Source organism: Leptolyngbya sp. Cla-17 (assembly GCF_016807185.1).
In the GTDB taxonomy this organism is placed as follows: Bacteria; Cyanobacteriota; Cyanobacteriia; order Leptolyngbyales; family Leptolyngbyaceae; genus ULC077BIN1.
The window spans coordinates 1,008,467-1,026,515 of the sequence record NZ_JAEVYN010000001.1; the positions used below are offsets into that span (position 1 = coordinate 1,008,467).

Below are 18,049 nucleotides of genomic sequence, written 5' to 3' on the forward strand. Positions count from 1 at the left end.
AGCCAAGGCAAATTGAAAAAGGTCAGTCAATTCATTTACTTATTTATAATAATTTCAGTCGCGAAATCCTTAGATTTTTCAGTCTTAAGTTTTTTCCAAGCATGAAGCTATCAATCTAAACCTTCTAGTTTTTTGCCTCTCAGTTAATGTCTACGTATTAATTTTATGTCCGGATACATCTTCAAAATATCAGTAAGTAGGTATGAGCCGAGACAACAGCTTTATTCAACTTCTCGTACTTCATTTTTTGGTAAAGCTACTTTCGATCAAGATGATGCCCAGTTCATTTTGCGCTATAAACCTTAATAGGGTTTAGAAGTTAACGGAGAACAAAAATTCAATGCTGGATGAAAAGTCTCTAGAACACTCCAAATTTAGTTAGTTAATCGGCGAAGGAAGTTGAAATGAATGTTTTACCTACAGAAATCCCTGATGTCCTAATAATTGAGCCACGAGTTTTTCAAGATGATCGTGGTTTTTTTCTGGAAAGTTACAACTGTAAAGCATTTGCTGATAAAGCTGGGATAACAGAGCCGTTTGTGCAAGATAATCACTCTCGCTCCAATCAAAATGTTTTGCGTGGTCTTCATTATCAAATCGAACACGCTCAGGGAAAGTTAGTGCGAGCAACCGTAGGCGCTATTTTTGATGCTGTAGTTGACATCCGTAAGCACTCTCCAACTTTTGGACAATGGGTAAGCTGCACATTAACTGCTGAAAATAAGCGGATGCTTTGGGTGCCCCCAGGCTTCGCCCATGGCTTTATGGTGATCTCTGAGGTGGCTGAGGTGCTTTACAAGACAACCGATTACTACGCTCCTCAGCATGAGTGTTCTATTCTCTGGAATGACCCAGATTTGGCAATTAATTGGCCCTTAGATGGAGAGCCAATTTTGTCTGCGAAAGATCAAGTAGGAAAGCCTCTAAAGCTTGCCGATGTGTATCCATAGTTCAAGTCAACTGTTTCAAGTCAACTGTTCACCAGTATCGAGAATCTTTTAATGAAAGCAATCATTTTAAGTGGTGGGAAGGGAACACGACTACGCCCTTTAACCTACACTGGAGCCAAGCAATTAGTTCCGGTAGCAAATAAGCCAATTCTTTGGTATGGAATTGAATCGATTGTTGCAGCAGGGGTTACAGATATTGGAATTATTATTAGCCCTGAAACCGGTGAAGAGGTTAAGGCGAAAACTGGAAATGGCGATCGCTTTGGTGCCAATATTACCTACATTTTGCAAGACAAACCTGCAGGTCTTGCCCATGCAGTGAAGGTTGCCCGCCCCTTTTTAGGCGACTCTCCCTTTGTAATGTATCTAGGGGACAACCTGATTCAGAATGAATTGGGTGGTTTCCTCACTCAATTTAAAGAAAGCCAAATAGATGCCTTAATTCTGCTGCGACCTGTGCCAAATCCCACATCTTTTGGGGTTGCTCAAATCGATGACCAGGGTCGGGTGATAAAACTGGTTGAAAAACCTAAAGTTCCTCCTTCAAATTTAGCGCTCGTAGGAATTTACTTCTTTGCGCCAACGATCCAGGATGCGATTGATCGCATCCAGCCATCTCCTCGAGGTGAGCTTGAAATCACCGATGCAATTCAAAACTTGATTAACCACCAGCAGCAGGTTGAAGCCCGCCAAATTGAAGGATGGTGGCTTGATACAGGGAAAAAAGACGACCTTTTAGAGGCGAATCAAATCGTCTTAGATACCTGTCTGCAGCCAAATATTTTGGGTGAAGTCGATGCCACAAGCCAGATTTCTGGACGGGTGCAGATTGGAGTCAGGTCGAAACTGATCAACTGTACGGTTCGCGGACCTGTGATTATTGGCGAAGATTGTCACCTGGAAAACTGTTTTATTGGTCCTTATAGCAGCGTTGATAACCAAGTTACCTTGATTGAAGCTGATCTGGAACACAGCGTTATTTTACGCGGTGCCAGCATTGTTGGAATTCACCAACGGATTGTAGATAGTGTAATTGGACAGCGCGCCCAATTAAAGGTAGCGCCCAAACGTCCTAAAGCTCTACGCTTTATGATTGGCGATGACTCACAGATCGAGTTGGCATAGATCTATGCTATGCCCCCAGCAATATTTGTTTGTACGAATGTTTAAATCACCGAATGACCGATAACGACTCATAGGGGCGGGTCTTATGCCCGCTATAAATCGAGGATGCTCATAAGCGGTGCTTCTACCCACACCACTACCAGCTCCGTGATTGACGATTTAATTGTTTACATATATCTTGCAAACTTAAATCATTAAGTAATCTGCTGACACAGCGTACTTAATTTTGCCAAATCCAGTTTTCAGGTTTAAGACTCCCTATTAATGAATGCTCAACTGTAGTTATCGTTTATAGGGAGTTCCTGAACTTCGCGCTAAAGAATTGGCGGTTAATTCGGTGCGTCTCATCTGGAATTCACCTATGCATTGGACTCTTGCAGCGCCTTTTATTCATAATTTGAAGATCGATGGAGAATGGTTAATTCCTTATATTGATGGCGATCGCCATCAGTTCAGCATTATCCCACGCACAAAACCTTTAGCAAACTGGCATACTCGGTCTTCGTCGGCTACAGATTATCAAGAATGGCTAATCTATTTGCAGCACGGTAAAGATGCTGTTAAAGCCTCTGAGGGAGGGGTGGTTACCGTTTTTCCGCAGTTGGCTTCGGCAGTAGGCATTCAACAACGTCTCTCTGGTAGGCGAATTCCGGTTGTAGCCTGGCTTTTTAACGTGGGCACCTGTCCAAATGGAATGCGTCGTTGGCTAGCACAGGTTAGTTTGCAGGATATTGACCGTTTTGTTGTTCATACTCGTCGCGAACGCGATATGTATAGCCAGTGGCTAGGAATACCTAAAGAGCGGTTTGAATTCTTTCCTTATCAAGTCTCAGAAATTCCGATTACTTATCAAGAGAACACTACGCAGCCTTTTGTGGCGGCGATTGGGTCGGCTCATCGAGATTTTTCAACCTTATTTACCGCGATCGCAAAGCTAAATTTATCAACAGTTATTGCGTCTGGTCCCCGCGCCTTAGCAGGGCTAGAACTTCCCACCTGTGCTCAAGCGCCTTTAGGCATTGGCAAAGCCGATTGTCTTCAATTAGCCCAAGAAGCTTGCATTAACGTAGTGCCACTAATTCCTAATGAGCGGGTGACCGCAGCAGGTCAAGTGACGATTGTGGAAGCAATGCGAATGGGGCGAGCAGTGATTGCTTCCCGCTGTAATGGCATTGAGGATTACATCATTCATGGAGAAACAGGATTATTAGTGGAGCCTCAATCTGTTGAAGATTTAGTACAAACGTTGGATTTGTTATGGAATGATAAAGAACTGCGAAATCGGTTAGGGCAGAATGCTATGAAATATGCCGCTCAACATTTTTCAGATGAAGCGGCTGGGGTGGCGTTGAGCAAAATACTGGATGAAGTAGGGAATTCAATCAATCAGAAGTAATCTTAGAGGCGGTATTGTAAGGGATTTTACGGAACTCATTCGCATCCTGAATATTCTATAACAGCAGTAATACTCGAAGTAAAGTTGATCAGGGGGAAGCCAACATTGAAGATCATGTGCGTGATTGAGATGGTCAACATTGAAGATCATGTGCGTGATTGAGATGGTGTTGACGTTTAATTTTGGTTTGTAGTAATTAGCAAATTTTGAACAGGTAGATCAATGACTTCTTTTGAATCGAATCAGCCTTTGAGAAAGCCCCGTAGACTGATTGTGACTGGTGGTGCCGGATTTATTGGAGCTAATTTTGTTCACTATTGGTGTCAAAAATATCCTGTTGATCGCGTTGTGGTACTAGATGCACTCACCTATGCAGGCAACCGTCAAACCTTAGCGGCGTTGGATGATCATCCAAATTTTCGTTTTGTTAAAGGTGATATTTGCGATCGCCCACTGGTCGATGCACTCCTGCAAGAAGAAGCTATCGATACTCTTGTCCACTTTGCTGCAGAATCTCACGTTGATCGCTCTATTTTGGGACCCGATGCCTTCGTTCGCACAAATGTGGTTGGCAGTTTCACTCTGCTAGAAGCGTTTCGTCAGCATTGTCAATCAGCAGAACGACCGACTGATTATCGATTCCACCATGTTTCCACCGATGAAGTTTACGGCAGCTTGAGCCCAACCGATCCAGCCTTTTCTGAAACCACTCCCTACACTCCCAACAGTCCCTATTCTGCTTCTAAAGCTGGAAGCGACCACCTTGTTCGGGCTTATCATCACACCTATGGAATGCCAACCACAATCACCAACTGTTCCAACAACTACGGTCAATACCACTTTCCCGAAAAGCTGATCCCCTTAATGTGCATCAATATCTTGATGGGTAAGCCCTTGCCCGTTTATGGGGATGGACAGAACATTCGGGATTGGCTGTATGTGGGTGATCATTGCAGTGCGATTGATGCTGTGCTGCACTTAGGAACAGTAGGCGAAACCTATAATGTAGGCGGCAACAACGAAGTGAAAAATATTGACCTCGTTCACATGCTTTGCGACTTGATGAATGAACTAGCCCCCAAATTGCCTGTTCGCCCTGCCCAAGAGTTAATCACCTATGTCAAAGATCGTCCAGGACACGATCGCCGTTACGCAATCAACTCTACCAAACTGCAAACCGAACTCGGCTGGACTCCTTCGGTCACTGTGCAGCAAGGGTTGCGGCTAACAGTGGAATGGTTTTTAGCCCACGAAGATTGGTGGAAACCTCTGCTTTCTGAGGAATATCAAGCCTACTACCGCAAAGTCTACGCCTAAAATTCACGCTTAAAATACTATCGGTGTTTTGAGAGACTTTTACCTCTCAAAACGCCCCTGCCGTCTTCATATGAATACCTATTTAACTTTCGATGCCCTTCCCTATCCGGTTTATTTTGTACGCAATGATGCAGCTCTGTGTGAGCAGTTTCAGACCATTACTGAAATGCCGCCGTTTGCTGATTATTATCGTCCTGAGTGGGGCGGCAGCAGTTCGTGGATTGTTCAAACTTATCTACAGTTAAAGCTGCGTGGATTAGATGTGCATTTAGTTGATCACTTCATTCCTAATTGCATCTGTGTAGTGTCGCGAGAAGAGTTGATGCAGCGCAGTCTTTGGCAATCGTTACCTTACAGTAGCTATCTAGTAGTGTGTCAACAAGATCGACCGCGCCCCGAAATTTGCGCCCATCGAATTGTGCAAAATCCACTGAATATTTTGACTTCAACGGATCACCTGATGCAGTTTTGGGTTCAACCAGAGTTGCGATCGCGCAATCCTGAGCGTGGCACTCAAGTCAGCACCCTTGCATTCAAAGGGCGCTGGTACTACTTGCCCGAAGCATTTAAAAACTCTGAGTTTGTCTCCCAGCTAAGCTCACAGGGATTTACTTTCACAACCTTGCCAGATTATGAGGTGAGTCTCTCAGACTGGAGCGAGTTTTCTGAAACAGATGTTGTGCTGGCAATTCGGTATTCAAACCGAGAATACTTAGAATCAAAGCCTGCTTCTAAGCTAATTAATGCTTGGTTTGCGGGTTGCCCTGCCCTATTAGGTCCTGAACCTGCCTATCAAGCCCTGCGAAAGTCCAGTCTTGATTACATTGAAGTTCACAATCCTGATGATGTGACTGCCGCTCTGCAAAACTTACGCAACAATCCAGACCTCTACCAAGCAATGGTTGAAAATGGCTGGAAGCGCTCCCAAGAATTTACACCCGATCAAATCTCGCTCAATTGGCGTAATTTACTGGCTGGCTCTATTTCTACAGGCTACACTCAGTGGCAAAAGCGATCGCTCCTGTGGAAACTAACCGGACGCCCCCTACAATTTGGCTATCGCATGATTCAGCAGGAAACAGAAAGACGGCGATTCAACAGGGTAACTGGTCGCAAGCGATAAATAGAGATTTACCCCTGCAATGAATAAACTGCTGATGATCTACTTACTCAGGATTGATGAGTGAGTTAGACCCACCTGTTTCGCAAGAGTTAGCTCTTTTTGCTTCAAATTTTAACAAAAGTACAGTTACTAAACTTTATTCATTGGGCAATACTAAGTCAACCCATCTTTCCTATGCTCTTGGAGTTGATTGATAGCGATGAATAAACCACTTTCTTGGGGCTTAGTAATTGCAACTTACCGGCGGGAAAAGATTCTTTCCCAATGTCTTCAATTGGCGGTAGAGCAAACCCAGAGGCCTAGTGAGATTATTGTGATCGATGCCAGTGATGATTGGCAAAGCACTCGCAGTCAGGTCATAGGTGAAATTGCCTCAAAATATCCAGAGATTCGCTGGACATATCAGGCGGCTTCTCAGCGAGGGTTAACTTTGCAACGTAATCAGGGGCTGGAACTAGCAACCGCAGACATCACATTCCTTTTTGATGATGATTCGCTGATGTATCCAACCTGTGCTGAAGAGATTATGCGCGTTTATGAGACAGATACTGAAGGGCTTGTTAAAGGGGTTCAAAGTGCCCTAGCTTCAACTTTGCCTTCAGACATTACTGTAGACGATGTGCGTAAAGCAGTCGGTTCCTATCGAGACCAATGGATTCCAGGAATTGCGCCTTTCCAACGATTTATCTGGAGACATCTCTTTTTGATGGATTCAGACTTCTTGTGCATCCCCTACGATGGGCATTTTCCTAGTTATACCATTCCCAGTTCTATGAATCACCTGAATGTGTGCCCAGTCAAGATATTTCATGGCTGCCGGATGACTTTCCGACGAGAAGCGATCGCCCAAGAGCAGTTTGAACCTTTGTTGTTGTTCTATGCACTGCTTGAAGATATGGATGCTAGCTACCGTGTTTCACGGCAGGGCATGTTACTAGAAGCCTCTGACGCGAAGCTCCATCATTTTCAAAGCAACAGTGGCAGGCTTTCTCGGTATGTAGTGTCTGTTCTATCAGCAATGAATCAGGCGGTTTGTCTTCGACGATATTCTAATGATTTAAAGCGAGATCGCGATCGCTTTTATCAACTCACAGCAAGGCGCGTTGTTGCCGAAGTGTTCAAAGATGCATTGAGCCGCCGCTGGAGCTTTCCTCAAGTTCGCGGACTGCTGCTTGCCCTCAAATATGCGTCTCACGTGTTTGACCTGTCTGATGAAGAACTTACTCACTGGTATCCACATTTTCAACAAGAGCTAATCGTCTCAGGTAAGCCACCTACCCTAGCTCAAACTGCTGTTGCTCAGCCTATCACCGAAAACCTTTAGCCATCGGTGAATCCACGTCCCAACCACCCTATTAATCTTGAATATAGTCCCGCCCCATTATCATTGCCGCTTCTGCCCGCTGAAATTCACGCCCCAGATAAGCAGCATGGTCAAGCTGTGTGACTGAGCGAATAGTTGATTGTTCAAAAATTTGGACGCAAATTTCTTTTGCAGTTCTGCCAGTGAACAAGCAGGTAGGTAGACGTGAAACGCTGCCATCACATGGGATTGGCTTACCTGTCTCAGGATCACACGCTAGCCCATGCTCATTAATGAAATTTGTGTAATATCTAGCGCAGATTAACTTTTCGTTCACATCTACGTGAATCACAAAATAACCGCTGGGATCAAGATTAATGAAACGTTTGGAAAGCTCTTGATCAATTGCAGTTGCCTCTGCAAGCGTCTGATTCATAATTTCTAGTAACTCTGTCGCTGTGTCATTGATTCTTATCTTAGACGTTTCTAAAACGACATCGAGGCAAGCTTGAGAAAAGAGTTAGAAGTTTTTTAGGGTAGTGCATCAAATAATGGTGGGGTAGGTAACGAGTTCGTGCCACGTCCAAGATGTGTGGGCTAATCCTGCTCGTGGCGCTGCGGTCGTCTTCAATCGGCTATGCTGCCAAATCCAGTTGAAATAACTCACCACTAATCGCGCTGTTACCTTCGTTTGCTCCCACAGCTTGCCAAACTTATTCTGTCTGCGATGCCATCGTCCGGTTTGTTGTCGAACAATGCCATTGGTTCTCTCCAAGCGTTGGGTCTTGTCTTTGCCAATATGGTGCAAAATTTCGGGAGGCAAGACTCGCACATAGCCTCCCCAATCATCGCTATTGAAACGTTTACAAGCGGTTTTTCCTTCACTGCTGACCACTAATTCTTCGATCAATTCATCCGTGTGCTTTCCTACTCTAGCGGCCAGAATTAGCCCACTCGAATCTGCCAAGCTCACTGCAATCCAACAATCTCCCGCTTCTAGCTCCTGGGGCAGGCATTGCTTCTGTTTTTTGAAACAAACGACCACAACTCATCCGCACTTACTTCCCCGGTTTGTACAGCTTGCACCTCGGCGTTGTGAACCAACTGAGCCTGCTGACTCGCAGCGCGAACAATGCTCACGACAGTGTTGTAGGCAAGCAAGCTCGTTCGGCTAATTCCTCGCAAACTACTACCCTCACTATGCGCCTGTAGCACCTGCCGAATCTGTTCAGGCGTGATGTGGCGATGATAATACAAGGTGTCAAACCGTTCATTGAATGTTTGCTTGCATTGCGGACAGAAATACCGTTGGCTACCATTGGGTGCTCTACCATGTTTATGAGTGCTGGGATGACTGCACAGACGGCATTCCATAAGTCTTGCTGGGGAGTAGTTATCCCTCTACTTTACCCAACCCACTACATCTTGATTTACTACCTTTTTTAGCTTACGAAGATATTAAGCTTCTTTAATCGTCGGAGCGTATCTTGAACTTTCTATAACAAAGTGCTAACAAGTGAGGGTGAACAACAGATTGCATAATTGTTTGGTGATGAAGCATTCTGTTGGGAGAAGAGCGTTCCTGGAAACCTAAATTAGCCCCTTTACAAATACTTAAAAGATTAATGAATCAAACGATGAATTCTTTTATTCCACCAGATTTGGCAGTTGCTCCAAATCCGTTTGGGCTTGCCTCCAGCCTGATGCTAAGAACAATTCCGATTGATGCATTTACATCCTTCGAACTATGGATGCCTGCTAAAGAGAGTATTTTAATTCCTGAAGAAGCTCAGGTCTTAATGGACGATCGCCCCCGCCTAGAAGAGATTTGCGGCAAGTTGACCTGGCTTTTTGGGGCAGCGTTATATATTCATAATTCTGTTCATTCTCAAGAGAAGTATTATGACTGGCGCAGTTTAATTAATTCGATGTGTCAGGCTGAAATGCGGTTTGATGCGATCGCAGTAGAGTATCATCCCCAAGCAATCTTGCCAACTAATAGCGAGGATGAGATGCCAAATGCTTGGACTATTCGCCCGTCTACCTGGCAAAGTTTCTTTTTGGAACTAAATCAGAGCGATCGCGGCTACAGTGTTAAAACTTTGCCAATTCATTTATCAATTACCTATGGGCAACCAACAACTAAGGTGATCTCACCTGCCACAGTTGGAATGCGCTATGCCTAGTGGTGTCCGTAGCACTGCTACCAAAGACATGCTCATCACTCTACAAAATGCGATGAAAAAGAGCAGTTTTCTCTTAAATAGACTTGACGATTAAGTAGATCTGTATGTCCTCCATAGAATTACCGATGCCACCGCTATAGTGTGGACAAAGAATCCGCAATCTTCACCAGGGTTTTTACTTTTAGGTTTGTCATTTTATAAATAGCAGATTGCCCAGCACTCAATTTCTAAAACTGGAGTTTCTCGTACGGATCTGCATCGTTCTTGAGAATACAGTCCTTAGATCGGCATAATTGAGCGCTAATTAGGCTTCCTATTTGGTTTTGATGTTGCCCACTTTAGTAACCCCAAAGTTTTAGTTATGTATTCAAAGCACTGTTCTATTCGGTTTCCTGTGTGGAAGTTTTTGACTCAACCAGTGTTTGACGCACGATATAGAGTGAGCTTAAATCCTCAGTACTTTTGGCGATCGCATCGAATTGAAGTACTGGAGCGTTGCTTGAAAATGCCCTGCACATCTCAGCCTTACACTGACTAATTTTCATCTAACAATCAAAAGGGGAGAGGCGATCGCCTCTCCCCTTTTGATTGCAACTATCAGATAGAGTTAAGTACCCGCAGTCCAAGAGTTGATATATTCAATTTGCTCAGAAGTCAGGGTGTCAATCTGAATTCCCATCGCCTGAAGTTTTAGGCGAGCAATCTCTTTGTCTAATTCAGCCGGAATGGAATGTAGCCCAGGTGCCAATTTTCCTTTGTTGGTAGCCAAGTACTCACAGGCAAGCGCCTGATTAGCAAAACTCATATCCATGACCGCGCTAGGGTGACCTTCTGCTGCCGCCAAGTTGATTAATCTCCCTTCACCCAGCACAACGACTGACTTACCATTTTTCAAACGATATTCTTGGGTGAAGTTCCGCACATCCTTAACAGCGGTGGCTTGAGCACCCAAAGACTTGAGATCAATCTCGATATCAAAGTGTCCTGAATTACAAACGATCGCGCCGTCTTTCATCACCTCAAAGTGTTCTGCCCGGATTACATGCTTGTTTCCAGTCACAGTGATAAAGATATCGCCTAAAGGAGCCGCTTGCGCCATTGGCAATACTCGGAACCCATCCATGACCGCTTCAATTGCCTTCACGGAATCGATTTCAGTCACAATCACATTAGCACCCATGCCGCTAGCTCGTTGAGCAGTCCCTTTACCACACCAGCCATAACCAGATACCACAATGGTTTTACCGGCGAGCAAAATGTTGGTGGCGCGAATGATACCGTCTAATGTGGATTGCCCAGTGCCATAGCGGTTGTCAAAGAAGTGCTTGGTATCTGCATCATTGACGTTGACCGCAGGGAACGTAAGTACACCATCTCTAAACATGGCACGCAGACGAACAATGCCTGTGGTGGTTTCTTCAGTAGTGCCAATTAGATCAGCAATTTGATGTTGGCGCTGCTGAATTAGCGTGGCGACGACATCGCTACCATCATCAATGATGATATTGGGACGGTGATCTAGCGCGATTTGAACATGACGGTGATAGGTATCGTTGTCTTCCCCCTTTTGAGCAAAAACAGGAATGCCATAATCAGCAACTAAACTAGCCGCTACATCATCCTGCGTAGAGAGGGGATTACTAGCAATCAGCAGAGAGTCAGCTCCAGCATTTTTGATTGCGATCGCTAGATGAGCCGTTTCAGTCGTGACATGGCAGCAGGCTACTAGACGAAGCCCTTCTAAAGGTCTTTCTTTGGCAAAGCGATCTTGAATTTGGCGGAGGACAGGCATTTCCCGCCCTGCCCACTCAATCCGTTGCCGTCCAAGCGGTGCAAGGGATAAATCTTTGACTTCGTGTTTTAATTCTTTGGCACGAATGGGAGTAACGGTCATGAATGGACTTCCTCAAAACGAGTGAACTGATGAAAACCTTAGAATACTGACTATGGACCTAAGGTGTTTTATGAGCAACCTCTTACACTGCACAAAACAGCCTTAAGCTTATAGTGTAGCTGGTATGGAATTCCAAAATTTTATGCTTGTAGTTAACAACTGCTTAAAAGGGAAACTTCAGTTAGACTGCGATCGCAAAGAACTATTACCAAGGATACATTACTAGCAAAGACCGTTAATCCTACGCTGTTGGCTTAGGTAGAGCAAAAGTTATTATACGATCCAAGCCTCTTTTTATATAGATTTAGTTGACTTCCGCTATTTTAATGATTTCATAAAGCGCATTTCTCATTTTCGCCAGATTTAGTTAACTTCACATTAGTTTTCTTTAACGTTTTCATAAACTGCGTCTTCAAAAGTGTGTGTTCCTAAGTGTTTTCTTGTATCCTCAACGTTTCATAGATGAGTTCCAATATTAGAAAATCTCACTCACTTAGCGCATTTACTGTCTTATGAATCTGTTTGTTCTATCAGAGCTTCATCCAAACCATAATCATGTTGGCTGGTCAGTAAGCCATAGCTTGGAGGAAGCCCTATCAGCGGTTTGTAACGTTCACTTTTTATACCCAATTCAAAATGAAGGAATTGCTTGGCTTAAGCCTAAGGAACCTGATCGCCCAGACATGATTACTCGTACCCGGCAGTCTCTTTTTAAGAGTTGGTATACGCCTGATGAGTTACCAACTTTAGGAGAGGGTCCTAATGTCTTGCTGGTAATAGGGATGAAACCACGTTTTTTGTTGTCTATATTTACGTTGGGGCATTTGTTGGATCAGTTCGATCTGCGGGTGGGTTATTTATTAGACGGGTTTGATCCGAGTCAATTAAATCGTCCTGCTCTGCCAAAGCTTGATCATCTGTTTGTGATTACCCCTAGCTTGGCAACTGAAGTATGTCAGCTTCATTCGATCAATTCATCATTTTTGTCGTTAGCCACAGATACGTTTCCCTTAAATGAGTATCAACCTCACCGCTCAATCGATATTCTGAGTTATGGCAGGACGAACGAACAAGTTCATGCTCAGTTACAGCAGTTCAACAAACCAGAGAGTCAACGACTCTATATGCACTCCACCTTTTGTGGGGCTGAGGTGCATGACGTGGGAGAACACCGTGCGCTACTTAACCGCCTATTACACCGATCTAGAATTAGCTTGTGTTTTGAAGGAAGCTACCTACAGCGATTTCGAGGGAGATCGCCGCTCTTATATCGTTGGTTTGAAGGCTGGGCGGCAGGCTGTGTAATTGCGGGCAAAAAGCCTTCGGGTAAGGGAATTGAAAAGTTAATGGATTGGCAAGATAGCGCCATAGATGTTCCCGATGACCCTGATGAAGTGATTCCGTTTTTTGAAGCGTTGTTACAAGATGAGCCTCGTATCCAAGAAATTTCTAGGCGCAACTATGTGGAATGTCGCCTACGCCATGATTGGCGGTATCGCTTTCGAGATCTATTCAACGTGTTAAATCTACCGCTTCCTGACCGACTAGTCGAGCAAATTGAACAGTTGCAACGGTATAGACAGCATCCGTCAGAAAGAAGTCAATTGGATACGATGATGAGGGGAGTCGAAGTGGAACGTACTGGATTAAGAGATATGCACCAAGTAGTCTCACTGAGCGATCGCGGGTGATAGACCCTCTTACTCTCCGCAACTGGTGAACTAGGGTGTAACATTAGTCAAAAATGATTGCTTAAAATCTCAGCACTTCGCGATCATATCCCTCTGGAGTTGGCTCTATTTCCCACACTAAACCTTCTGCGGTTTGTATTGCCACATTGATATAAAGCCTTTCCACAGCGTCTTGTGCCATGTCTTCATTGTTTTCAAAGGGCTGTAAATCTTCTGTCAGCAAGCGCAGTGTGATTCCAGCGGGTATGGTGCCTCTGGGGTCAGCAGACCGTAGCTCAAACTGCCAAACAGCGGTTTCCGGAGTGGAACGATCGCCCAGAGGAGCAATCTGAAGTTGATAGGCTGCTCCTGCAATAGTGAGCGATCGCACCAAACCAGTGATAGGTAAGCTTCGCATCCCGCGGACCGTGGCGAACTGAAGTGTAGTTTGCTGCCAGCCAACTTGTGCTGCCAAATTCGAGACTCCTGCCTGTAACCAGTGAGCGACTGACCAAGATTCAGCCAGACCTTGACGGTGCTCATACAGCCGCTTGCGCCAACCGCCATGCTCCAGCAATGCGCCCCAGAGTAAAAAGGGAATTGCCAGACGTGGAAAAGAGAGGTCGGGATTGTCAAGCCGCTCGATCAAGTTGGTTGCCTGCGTTAGTTCTATTGTCGGAATAGGGACGATCGCGGCTCGGCGAGTTTCCGTGGGGCATAACTCTTGGGCCACCTGAAGCACTGTTAGATCATGAACCAGATCTTCTTCAGCAAGGGAGTAGGTGCGATCGCTGGCATCATACACCCCGCGTGTTTTAAGTCGTTCGTGACTAGCGTAACCCCAAATTTCTATCCAGCTTTCATCGGGGTTGACCTGTACTGCCACATAGTAATCTGCTGCCCAAGAGGGAAGGTCTACCCATTCTTGGGGTACACGCAATTCGTCGGTGTCAAGTGTCTCTGCTGGAATCAGCACCAGTCGCACTTCTCGGATCGCCGACTCTGGGTGCAAAGCTATCGCAGTCCCATTTGCAAATTCCCAAATGCTGGGCAGAGTGGTCTCCATCCACACTTTTGCGTTAGCAGCGAATTCATCGCGTAGCCAAGGCAAAAAAGCAGCGATCACCATTTGGTTAAGATCCGCTCTCCATCGGCAACCAGGCGTAGAGAATGCAGCGGCGGTGGTTGGCACTGGCGGAATTTCCAAGTGAAGCACCTGGCGGTTTGAATAGGTAGATGGTGCAGAATCAAAAGACATCATAGATACACTCCGAGGTCAAGAACGGTCGGAAGGCTGGTAGTGAACCGTCAACCATTCCTCTAGCACAGCGCTCATACTACTGAGTACGTCTGATGTAATGGAAATATGCAGGGTTTCTTGGCTCCAACGTGCCAGGGCTATGAGCAAGGTTTTTTTAAGGCTAGCAAGACGACGAGAGATCGTATATTGCGGCACGTTTAACAACTGGGAGGTTTCCTGCTGGGTCATTTGCTGCCCGTAATAGGACTGCAAAATTTCTTGCATGGGAGTTTCTAATTGGGCGATCGCGGTTGATATGACCTGACTCAACTGGATCTGCTGCATTTGGCGATCGCTCACCTCTTCTTGAGCGATCATTGTGGCGAGTAACGATTCTTGCGCTGTGTTGGGTAAGAAATCGACAAGTTCAGTATTATCCTGTCCGGCAAGGGGTGCATCGATCGAGATTGGCGCAGGATACAAGAAAACTCGCACTGCACGGGCAGCACTTAGCAGCCATTGTTCCACTTGGTCGGGGCTACCTACTATTTTTGAATTGAGTTGGCTGCTGCGCTCGGCGTTGTAAAGCTGAGCGATCGCTTGCCAGGTTGCCCCATCAGGTTTGACCAATTTACGAGCGGTGCCACGGTCATTGGGAGCATATTTTTCCTTAAAGCACTTCCACGCTAGCCCATAAGCCGCAATCGTTTGAGCATCAATTCCAGCATGTGTCAGAGAGTCTACCAGCCGTTTTTGGCTTACCTTTTGCAGTAGCGCCCAATCGGTGCAAATATCTGCCTCTTGTTGCTGACGCAGCGTGTCTTTGATTACGTTGCTAAAGGCAAATTCGGCATAGCTTTTTAAATTGGAACTAAATTGAGGATTAAAACCCTTCAGCACATGACTGATACGGGCGATCGCTGTTTGAAACAAATCTGCGGTAGATTGACGACTCGCTAGATTCAGCGTCATTTTGCGGGCTACCCAATAACAGGTTTCTTGCAAGTATGCCGTAATGTGATTGGTCGCCAAATGGGTCGGCTGAGTATGCCATGATTTATGCCAGTACAACACCCAGAATCGTTCTGAGGTGTCCTCCGTTGCCGATTTTATTAACTGCTCCATGCTGCGTCGCAATTTTGGGTCGCTGATCCAACCTCTGAAGGCATCTGCTTCAAATTGAACAAATGTTGAGAAAAGGTCAACTAGGGTCTGGCGAGAACGCATGAGTCGTCTTAATCAGGTATGTTTCAGCTATCCATCAAAGCTGATCTAGATGATAGGACGTTTCGCGAGGCGCTCCGCTCACAAAATTAGTTTCTATATTTAACGAAGTTTATTTATCTCATCCCAGGTCGCTTGGGGTAAATAGCACTTTAATACTCCAAAATCACAGTTTTGAAATCATTTGATTGCACCGTTTTAGGTTTCGGCAGCGGGCAAATCGGCTGAGGAGACATAATGTTCCGCAATTGGTGGGCGCTATTTTCAAGAGTTTCCACTTGAGTATCTAAAATTTCGAGACGCTGAACGATGCGATCGCGTCGTTGTTCCAGGGTTTCTAGTTCACGCTCTAGTCGAGTTTTTTCAGTAATCAGCTTATAAATATCCAAGTACGCCGCCGCTTCTGTCTTTGGGCGAGGCATCGTACTGATTTTAGGAGGATTTAGATTTTGAGAAAGTGGGGAACGCATAGAAGCTCCTGTGGGATACATAACCAGTCTTCCCTTCTTGGGTGAAGACCGCACAGCCGTAAAATTGCGTAAATCACTACGATATGGCTAGGAATCTCCATCAGCCGCAATCTGCACATGAGCTTTATCTGGTATCTTGTCTATCTTTTCATTAAGCTGCGTTACGGTAATTGTTAAACTCTATTTCAAATGGTCGAATCTAGTGCTGACAGCGCCCTTTGAATGAAAAGTCCGTGATAGTATGCTGTGTAGCTTTTACAACGATTTAGGAGAAAAGCTTTGGCACTACGCGTTGCAGTTGTCGGTGGCGGACCTGCGGGTTCCTCCGCTGCGGAAGTTTTAACAAAAGCTGGGATTGAAACCTATTTAATTGAACGCAAATTAGACAATGTGAAACCCTGCGGTGGTGCCATTCCGCTGTGTATGGTCAGCGAGTTTGACTTGCCCCCAGAGATCATTGATCGCCGCGTGCGAAAGATGAAGATGATCTCTCCCTCCAATGTTGAAGTGAACATTGGTAGCACTTTGAAGGATGACGAGTACATTGGCATGTGCCGTCGGGAAGTGCTGGATGGCTTTTTGCGCGATCGCGCAGAAAAACTGGGTGCCAAGGTGATTAACGGTACTCTACACAAGCTTGAAATTCCCAGCAACGATACAGATCCCTATGTGTTGCACTATGCCGACCATTCCAATGGCACTTTGGAAGGGGAACATAAGAAACTGAAAGTGGATTTGGTCGTGGGCGCAGATGGAGCGAACTCGCGAATTGCGAAAGCGATTGATGCGGGAGATTACAACTACGCGATCGCCTTTCAAGAACGCATCCGCATTCCCGACGACAAAATGGCGTATTACGAAGACCTGGCAGAAATGTATGTGGGTGATGATGTCTCCCCAGACTTTTACGCCTGGGTGTTCCCTAAGTACGACCATGTTGCCGTTGGAACTGGCACCATGAAGCCGAATCAATCTCGGATTAAGGAGCTACAAAAGGGTATCCGCAACCGGGCAGCCGCAAAACTGCGCGGCGGCAAAATCATTCGGGTAGAAGCACACCCCATCCCTGAACATCCTAGACCTCGCCGAGTAGTGGGTCGGGTGGCATTGGTTGGCGATGCGGCTGGCACCGTGACCAAATCCTCTGGCGAAGGTATTTATTTTGCGGCGAAGTCGGGTCGGATGTGCGCTGAGGCGATCGTCGAGTTTTCAGAACAAGGCACTCGCACCCCTACTGAGAAAGACCTCAAGGTTTACATTCAGCGGTGGGATAAGCAATACGGCATCACCTACCTAGTGCTAGACCTGCTTCAACGGGTTTTTTATCGCACCGATGCTACCCGCGAGGCTTTTGTAGAAATGTGCGCTGATATGGATGTGCAAAAGCTCACCTTTGATAGCTACCTCTACAAGACTGTTGTTCCAGCTAATCCGTTGGTGCAGTTGAAAATTACGGCAAAAACAATTGGTAGCCTAATTCGCGGCAACGCACTTGCACCTTAAGCGGGTTGGTTGGTTTCATGCGATCGCAAGGGCGTATTTTCTGCGCCCTTGCTGCCTTTTAAGGGTTAATTGAATCATCACAATGACCACTTCTCAGACTGATATCTGCCCCTTAAACACTTTGGAATTTGTTAGCTATTTGAGCGATAACGGCTTGGTGCCCGACCAATTTCAGGGCAAAGTTGGGGTTTATGCCATTTTCGACGCCTACCAGATTTTGCAATATATCGGCTATTCGCGAGACATTTACTTGAGCTTGAAGCAGCATCTCGTGCGGCAACCACAGTCTTGCCACTGGCTGAAAGTGCAGACCATTGATCGCCCCAGTCGCACCGTATTAGAAGGCATTCGGGATGCCTGGATTACCGAGAATAACTCGTTGCCTACAGGGAACGGGGATGCTGCTGATGGATGGAATCAGCCGATTGATGTGAAAGGAATGATGACTGCTGAGGAACAAGCAAGTTTTGCCAATGCCATCAATGAATCTGCTCAAGTTAAAGTTTTGAAGCAGGTAGCGCGTCGGGTGGAATCAAGTGTGCTTGAGCTTTTAAAGACTCGCGGAGTGCAAGAGGACATTCGGTTTAACCCCAAGCTAAAGGAATCAGGGTTGTTGGATTTGAAGTAGTATCGGCATCTTTCATAAGA

The 18,049-nt window shown here is 45.7% G+C and carries 16 protein-coding genes; 10 read left to right on the forward strand and 6 right to left on the reverse strand.

Going from position 1 to position 18,049, the window contains the following annotated elements; translation table 11 throughout:
* Window positions 1-404 precede the first annotated feature (404 nt).
* From rfbC to JOY44_RS04615, 6 genes are all read left to right on the forward strand, one after another.
* The gene (gene rfbC, locus JOY44_RS04590; protein ID WP_171572529.1) at window positions 405-950 is read left to right on the forward strand and encodes a dTDP-4-dehydrorhamnose 3,5-epimerase; all 546 of its coding nucleotides are present in this window, start codon (window positions 405-407) and stop codon (window positions 948-950) included.
* A 51-nt stretch (window positions 951-1,001) separates the two neighbouring features.
* Complete coding sequence (locus tag JOY44_RS04595) at window positions 1,002-2,075, forward strand: glucose-1-phosphate thymidylyltransferase (RefSeq protein WP_171572530.1); 1,074 nt, start codon at window positions 1,002-1,004, stop codon at window positions 2,073-2,075.
* A 361-nt stretch (window positions 2,076-2,436) separates the two neighbouring features.
* Window positions 2,437-3,471 (forward strand): glycosyltransferase family 4 protein, encoded by a 1,035-nt coding sequence (locus JOY44_RS04600; RefSeq protein ID WP_171572531.1) that lies wholly within the window; start codon window positions 2,437-2,439, stop codon window positions 3,469-3,471.
* Between the two features lie 222 nt (window positions 3,472-3,693).
* Complete coding sequence (gene rfbB, locus JOY44_RS04605; protein WP_171572532.1) at window positions 3,694-4,788, forward strand: dTDP-glucose 4,6-dehydratase; 1,095 nt, start codon at window positions 3,694-3,696, stop codon at window positions 4,786-4,788.
* A 70-nt stretch (window positions 4,789-4,858) separates the two neighbouring features.
* Window positions 4,859-5,911: a glycosyltransferase gene (locus JOY44_RS04610; protein WP_171572533.1), complete on the forward strand. Its 1,053-nt coding sequence runs from the start codon at window positions 4,859-4,861 to the stop codon at window positions 5,909-5,911.
* A gap of 199 nt (window positions 5,912-6,110) precedes the next feature.
* Window positions 6,111-7,235, forward strand: coding sequence for a glycosyltransferase family 2 protein (locus tag JOY44_RS04615; RefSeq protein ID WP_171572534.1), 1,125 nt, complete (start codon window positions 6,111-6,113; stop codon window positions 7,233-7,235).
* A gap of 31 nt (window positions 7,236-7,266) precedes the next feature.
* Here the strand turns inward: JOY44_RS04615 and JOY44_RS04620 are convergent, their stop codons facing one another.
* A complete protein-coding gene (locus JOY44_RS04620; protein ID WP_171572535.1) occupies window positions 7,267-7,650 on the reverse strand; it encodes a DUF4346 domain-containing protein in 384 nt (127 codons plus the stop codon).
* A 108-nt stretch (window positions 7,651-7,758) separates the two neighbouring features.
* Window positions 7,759-8,588, reverse strand: a protein-coding gene (locus JOY44_RS04625) for an IS1 family transposase (RefSeq protein ID WP_171572536.1) whose coding sequence is annotated in 2 segments (ribosomal slippage) — window positions 7,759-8,244 and window positions 8,247-8,588 — 828 coding nt in all. Because the reading frame shifts where the segments join, the coding sequence is not laid out codon by codon here.
* Between the two features lie 263 nt (window positions 8,589-8,851).
* Here JOY44_RS04625 and JOY44_RS04630 point away from each other — a divergent pair.
* The gene (locus JOY44_RS04630; protein WP_171572537.1) at window positions 8,852-9,400 is read left to right on the forward strand and encodes a hypothetical protein; all 549 of its coding nucleotides are present in this window, start codon (window positions 8,852-8,854) and stop codon (window positions 9,398-9,400) included.
* Window positions 9,401-10,007: 607 nt separating this feature from the next.
* Here JOY44_RS04630 and ahcY read toward each other — a convergent pair.
* On the reverse strand, window positions 10,008-11,294 hold the full coding sequence (gene ahcY / locus JOY44_RS04635; RefSeq protein ID WP_171572538.1) for an adenosylhomocysteinase: 1,287 nt from the start codon (window positions 11,292-11,294) through the stop codon (window positions 10,008-10,010).
* A 512-nt stretch (window positions 11,295-11,806) separates the two neighbouring features.
* Between ahcY and JOY44_RS04640 the strand changes: the two genes are divergently transcribed.
* On the forward strand, window positions 11,807-12,985 hold the full coding sequence (locus JOY44_RS04640) for a glycosyltransferase (RefSeq protein ID WP_171572539.1): 1,179 nt from the start codon (window positions 11,807-11,809) through the stop codon (window positions 12,983-12,985).
* A gap of 61 nt (window positions 12,986-13,046) precedes the next feature.
* Here the strand turns inward: JOY44_RS04640 and JOY44_RS04645 are convergent, their stop codons facing one another.
* From JOY44_RS04645 to JOY44_RS04655, 3 genes are all read right to left on the reverse strand, one after another.
* Window positions 13,047-14,225 carry a DUF1822 family protein gene (locus tag JOY44_RS04645; RefSeq protein WP_197984954.1) on the reverse strand — a complete coding sequence of 393 codons (1,179 nt, stop codon included), beginning with the start codon at window positions 14,223-14,225 and terminating at the stop codon, window positions 13,047-13,049.
* 15 nt (window positions 14,226-14,240) lie between these two features.
* Window positions 14,241-15,431: a sigma-70 family RNA polymerase sigma factor gene (locus tag JOY44_RS04650; RefSeq protein ID WP_171572540.1), complete on the reverse strand. Its 1,191-nt coding sequence runs from the start codon at window positions 15,429-15,431 to the stop codon at window positions 14,241-14,243.
* A gap of 149 nt (window positions 15,432-15,580) precedes the next feature.
* Window positions 15,581-15,898 carry a hypothetical protein gene (locus JOY44_RS04655; protein ID WP_203031933.1) on the reverse strand — a complete coding sequence of 106 codons (318 nt, stop codon included), beginning with the start codon at window positions 15,896-15,898 and terminating at the stop codon, window positions 15,581-15,583.
* A 279-nt stretch (window positions 15,899-16,177) separates the two neighbouring features.
* Between JOY44_RS04655 and chlP the strand changes: the two genes are divergently transcribed.
* Window positions 16,178-17,401 carry a geranylgeranyl reductase gene (chlP, locus tag JOY44_RS04660; RefSeq protein WP_171572542.1) on the forward strand — a complete coding sequence of 408 codons (1,224 nt, stop codon included), beginning with the start codon at window positions 16,178-16,180 and terminating at the stop codon, window positions 17,399-17,401.
* An 82-nt stretch (window positions 17,402-17,483) separates the two neighbouring features.
* Window positions 17,484-18,029: a GIY-YIG nuclease family protein gene (locus JOY44_RS04665; protein WP_171572543.1), complete on the forward strand. Its 546-nt coding sequence runs from the start codon at window positions 17,484-17,486 to the stop codon at window positions 18,027-18,029.
* The last annotated feature ends 20 nt before the right edge of the window (window positions 18,030-18,049 follow it).